We start from the raw sequence: 3,915 nt of genomic DNA on the forward strand, positions 1-3,915 counted from the left end.
CGTCTGGATGAAATCCTCCAGCCCCTCGGAGCCCAGACCTGAGCGACCCAGCGCGCTGACAATGCCTAATGTAACGGTCTGACTGAGGCCAAACGGGTTGCCGACGGCCGCGACGTAATCGCCTACCCTTAAACCGCCGGAGTCACCCAGCGGCACCGACATCAAATTGCCTGCCCGTATCTGCAGGACCGCGATGTCGGTCGGTTGATCCGTGCCAACGACCTTGGCTGGAAACGATCGTCGGTCCAACAAAGTCACGACGATCTCGTCGGCATTTTCCAGCAGGTGATTGTTGGTCAGCACATAGCCATCCTTGGAATCTACGATCACCCCTGACCCCGCCACCTGAAACGAGCGTTCCGCAAGTGACGGCTGCTCCGGAAGTCCGAAAAACTTCCGCAAGAAGGGATCCGAAAGGGCCGAATCCGCACTGCCGTTCATCCTTCCCTTGACGCTGATGCTGACAACGCCCGGAACGACGCGTTCGAGCATTGGCGCCAGCGAGGGAGGATCGTTGACGAGGAGGGACGGCCCGGCAGCCCACGCCGCGGAGACTGTGGAGAGAACGCCGACCGCGACCAGAACCGCGCGCAACGCGTTCCAGGCTGCGCCCGCCGACGATTGAGCCGCCATCATCGACCGAGGCTCTCGATGTAGCCAATAATGGCTTCGATCTGATCAGGAGTAGCCACGAACTCCGGCATATCCGGATGACCGGTGGAAATGCCCTCGGCTAGAGCTTCTTGCAGGTCTTCGATCGGGTAGCGCAGATGCAATGCGCGGAACGGCGGAGCATCCGGGTGGGTGCTTGCGCCTGTCGGGCCGACCGCATGGCAGCGCGCGCAGTTTGCTTCGACCAACCTCTTGCCATAGGCAATCCGCGAACGGTCGTCCGCCCAGGCGGGCAATGCGAAAGCGACTGCAAACGGCACGAGCATGAATACTGTTCGGCGTTTCATGTCCACCGATTACGGAACAAACGGGCGCCGGGCCTTGATCTGGCTCAAACTGCCGTAAGCGATCCTATCGCCCGATGAAGTACAGCGATCCCGCCGGGCCGAGATGCCGCGGGAGACGTCGCACGGCTGATGCCCTGCCAGATGATCCTGATTCCGCTTGGGGATTCCTGGTTTCGCTTGGGCGAGAAGCGCTAGCGACGCACCGGCAGGCAGGAGCCTCCCATGATCAGATGCGTGGGAAAGGAGATGCGCTGCGCCGGCCGGGCGTTGCTGCCACCGAGCCGCTCGAGCAGCAACTGTGCGGCGGTTCGCCCGATTTCCTCCACCGGTCGGTCGATCAGCGTGATCGGACCCGGATAGAGCATGGCGATATCCGATCGATCGCAGGCGATCAGCGATATGTCCTGCGGCACCGAGACGCCCTGCTGCTGCATGGCGCGCAGCACGCCGGCAAGTATCCTGTTGCCGGCCGCGATGATCGCGGTCGGCCGCTCGGGCATCTGCAGCAACGTGGTGGCCTCACGGAAACCGTAGTCCGCCGACAGGCTCTGCGAGCGGATCAGATCGCGCGGCACCGGCAGGCCGGCACGCTCGAACGCTTCCACGAAGCCGCGGACACGCTCGCGCCCCGGACGGATGTCGCTGCCGGCCGTGATGATCGCTATGCGCCTGTGCCCCAGTTCAATCAGGTAATTGGTGGCCTGGCGCAAGCCGGGCGCATGCTCGGTCAGCACCGCATCGATCTCGAGCGGAATGTCGCGATCGAGCAGGACGGCAGGAATGCGAAGTTCCTTCAGCCGCTTGATGGTGCGCGGATCCTGCTCGTTGTTGATGGTCATGATCATCCCATCGGCGCGGCCGTGCTGCAGCATGTCGAGCGCCGCCGCCTCTTCGCTGGCCTGGCCGTGGGTGCTCATCAGATAGAGCGAATAGCCCTTCTGGCGAAGCTCCGCGTCGATCGCCTTGAAGCAGCTGGCATGCCAGGGATTGGCGATGTCGTCGATGACGAAGCCGACCGTCAAGGTGCTGCGGCGGCGCATGTTCTGCGCCCGCGCATCCGGCTGGAAATCGAGCGACTCGATCGCCGCCCTCACCTTGCTCAGCGTTCCGGGCTTCACCGTGTCGGGAGCATTAAGGCTGCGTGAAACGGTTCCGACAGAGACACCCGAGACGCGAGCCACATCCCGGATCGTCGCTTTCTTCTCGACGACTTTCGTCACGCCGGCTCCTCTGTCACCACATCCCGGATTTCCGAACAAGTTGCGGTAATTATTACAGAAGCCAATTCTAGCGCAACTGGTCCCCCTCCAGCAAGACACATGCCGCCGGTTATCGCTTGACCGACGGCGCCCGGCCACATAAAACTAGAAACGTTTCATTTTCTCTGCAGGATTGATCGACCCATGGTCGCGCCACTCAAAATAGAACGCATCGAATGCATACCGCTCTGCATGCCCCTGCCGCGCACCTTCCGCGGCAGCTATTACTACATGACGCATCGCTGCACGATCATCACCAGGATCTACACATCCGGCGGAATTGTCGGCGAGGTCTACAACGGCGACGAGTTCGAAACGCAGGCCGAGGTGGTCAAGATCATCCTCGACGAAATCCAGCCGCGGCTGATCGGCAAAGACGTGTTCAACATCGAAGGCTGCTGGGAAGAAGCCCGCAAGCCGAGCTACAACATTCTGCGCGACCGCAAGCTCGCCATGTGCGCCCAGGCCTGTATCGACTCCGCCATCTGGGACACGGTCGGCAAGGCACTGAATGTGCCGCTCTACAAGCTCTGGGGCGGCTATCGTGACCGGCTCCCCGTCATCTGCATAGCCGGATATTACGAGGAAAACAAAGGCTTAGCGGATTTCGGCCGCGAAATGGAAGATATACGGGCGGCAGGGTATGGAGGCTGCAAATTCAAGGTTGGCGGCCGCACGCCCAAGGAGGATGCCGAGCGCGTCCGCGCCGCCCGCAGCGCGGTTGGCGATGACTTCGTGCTTTGCGTCGATGCCAACCAGGGCTGGTCCCTGCGCGAGGCGGTGGAGTTTTCGCGGCATGCCCGGGACCTCGGTATCCGATGGTTCGAGGAACCGGTGCGCTGGTACAATGATCGCCTCGACCTTGCGGCCGCCCGCAACCAGATGGGAATTCCCGTGACTGCCGGACAGAGCGAAATCAGCCGCGTCGGATGTCGCGACCTGATGATGTCGGGCGCCATCGACGTCTGCAATTTCGACGCCAGCTGGGGCGGCGGCCCGACGGAGTGGCGGCGCGTGGCGGCATTGGCGCAGGCATTCACCTGCGAAATGGGTCATCACGAAGAGCCGCAGATCGCCGCGCACCTGCTTTCAGGTGTTCCGAACGGCACATATTTGGAAACGTTTCATCCAGATCGGGATCCGTTGTTCTACGCGCTCGTTGCCAATCGCTCGAAATTCGATAACGGCTACTACGATGTTCCGGCGGGCCCGGGCTTCGGGCTGGTGCTGGATGAGGCAACGATCAAGAAGTACAAGGTCAATTGAACGGAACGCGTTCGGCTTCGTTCCGTCCCGCAGCGGCGCAGGAGAGGCGTTTCTCCGGGACCGGGCTAACCTTCCCGGTCCTTTCAGGATCACACGGAAATCGTTCGGTTCCCGCAGGATCCTGAAGGGCTCTATCCCGCCTTCGGCATGGCTGCGCGGCTTTCGTATTCCAACCGGGTGATATCGGTCGCGAGTTGCTCGACATGATCGTAGTCGGCAACGGCAAGCCCCGGCGAAACCCTGCCATTGGCGATGACGTGCACGCGATCCGCCGCCTCGTAGACTTCCAGCGCTTCCGTGCACAGGATGATCACCAGATTGCCCCGGTCGGCATAGTCCCTCAGCAGCCGGTAGATTTCCGCCTTGGAATGAATATCCACCCCACGGGTGGGCTCCTCGAGCAAAAGCAGCTTCGGGCCGCAAAGCAGCGC

The 3,915-nt window shown here is 61.9% G+C and carries 4 protein-coding genes and 1 pseudogene; 1 reads left to right on the top strand and 4 read right to left on the bottom strand.

Features of this window, described 5'->3' with window-relative positions:
- The 3 genes from EOD07_RS25750 to EOD07_RS25760 form a co-directional block, all read right to left on the bottom strand.
- Positions 1-636 (bottom strand): trypsin-like peptidase domain-containing protein (locus EOD07_RS25750; protein ID WP_245470483.1); only part of this gene is annotated, 636 nt, incomplete at its 3' end.
- Positions 633-938 (bottom strand): cytochrome c, encoded by a 306-nt coding sequence (locus EOD07_RS25755; protein WP_245470485.1) that lies wholly within the window; start codon positions 936-938, stop codon positions 633-635. The genes EOD07_RS25750 and EOD07_RS25755, both read right to left, overlap by 4 nt.
- Positions 939-1,150: 212 nt before the next feature.
- A complete protein-coding gene (locus tag EOD07_RS25760; protein WP_164772516.1) occupies positions 1,151-2,179 on the bottom strand; it encodes a substrate-binding domain-containing protein in 1,029 nt (342 codons plus the stop codon).
- 231 nt (positions 2,180-2,410) lie between these two features.
- Between EOD07_RS25760 and EOD07_RS25765 the strand changes: the two genes are divergently transcribed.
- Positions 2,411-3,484, top strand: a complete 1,074-nt coding sequence (locus tag EOD07_RS25765; protein ID WP_245470487.1) for a mandelate racemase/muconate lactonizing enzyme family protein — start codon at positions 2,411-2,413, stop codon at positions 3,482-3,484.
- A 131-nt stretch (positions 3,485-3,615) separates the two neighbouring features.
- Here the strand turns inward: EOD07_RS25765 and EOD07_RS25770 are convergent.
- Positions 3,616-3,915, bottom strand: a pseudogene (locus EOD07_RS25770) (sugar ABC transporter ATP-binding protein); the annotation flags it as partial.

It is taken from the genome of Mesorhizobium sp. M2C.T.Ca.TU.002.02.1.1, from assembly GCF_003997225.1.